The 1,236-nt window shown below is 71.9% G+C and carries 1 protein-coding gene; it reads right to left on the bottom strand.

Annotated elements, in window-relative coordinates:
* Positions 1–881, bottom strand: an 881-nt coding sequence (locus tag FXN61_RS49545; protein ID WP_246293341.1) for an ATP-binding protein, incomplete at its 3' end; no start/stop codon positions are given.
* Positions 882–1,236: the final 355 nt, after the last annotated feature.

The following is a 1,236-nucleotide window of genomic DNA, read 5'->3' as shown; positions in this document are numbered from 1 at the left end:
CTTCGTCTCGGGGTCGGTGGCGAGCTGGGCCGCGCGGTCGTGGTCGCGGGCGGCGGTGGCGAAGTCACCGCACCGGCGTGCGTGTTCGGCATCGCGGTGAGCTCGTCGGCGAGCGCGGTGTCCTGGTTCGCGATCGCCTCGTGCCACGTGCGCCGGGCACCCGGTGGCAGTGGCTGCGCCAGCTCGGCGTGCGCCTGCCACCTCAGCGCCGGCGGCACCTCGGCTCGCACCACCGACCGGATCAGCCTGCGCGGGTCGAGCAACGAACCGGCCTCCACGACCGCGTCCAGGTCCAGCCTCGCCAGTGCCTCGGCGTCGAGCTCCTCGTCCGCCGCGGCAAGCGCGACGACGTGTCGTGCGCGGGGTGACAACGCGTCCAATCGGGCACGCAGCCGAGCGCGCAGCGAGCTGGTCTCCGGCAGCACGTCCGGTGCCGGTGCGGCGCCCCCGAGCTGGGCGGACGTGAGCGATCCCGCCAGCTCGACCAGCGCCAGAGGGTTTCCGCAGGCCAGGTCGGCGAGGTCCACGGCGAGGCCGGCGGGCACACCCGGCACGAGGTCGTGCAGCACGCGCAGGCTCGTCGAGCGGTCCAGCGGATCGAGGGTGACGCTCGGCAGTCCGAGCGGCTCTCCCTCGGTGGCGACGAGCAACGCGGCCCGTGTGCCGACAACATCGCGGGCCAGCCGCACGATGTCGTCATCGAGAGAGAGGACGTCCAGACACAACAACGCGTCGTAGGTGTGCCGTACAGCGTTGAGCAGCGCCGTCTTACCTGAACCGGCCTCTCCGCGCAGCACCAGCACCCCGCCGCGCCCAGCGCGCGCACGGTCGACCAACGCGTCGACGGCGGCGCGCTGCCGGTCACGGCCACGCAGCAGCATCACGCCAGTCTCGCGGCGGCGGGACCACCCGTGGAAGGGGTTCGAGCAAAATTTAACTACCAGTGTTAGTTTTTCTGCCGGGTTGCGCCGCAGACCGGTGGTTGTACCGATGCGGGCCCGCGCGACGGGACAGCAGGGTTCGAGACGTCCTCGGTTCCCCTGCCGATATTGAGGTGTACAACGCCGTGCAACTCCGCACCCTGATTCCTGTCGCGCTCTCCCTGATACTCATCACCGGCACCGCCCAGGCGGCGGCCAACCCCTACGAACCGCGGCCCCGCGCCGACCGTCGCGAGCACTCGAGGCGCGCGCGGGCCGTTCGCCGTGTCCGAGACCTCGGTGCCGGCGCCGGTCG

The organism is Lentzea indica (assembly GCF_012184385.1).
GTDB lineage: Bacteria > Actinomycetota > Actinomycetes > Mycobacteriales > Pseudonocardiaceae > Lentzea > Lentzea indica.
This window is presented reverse-complemented; position numbering and strand designations above follow the sequence as displayed.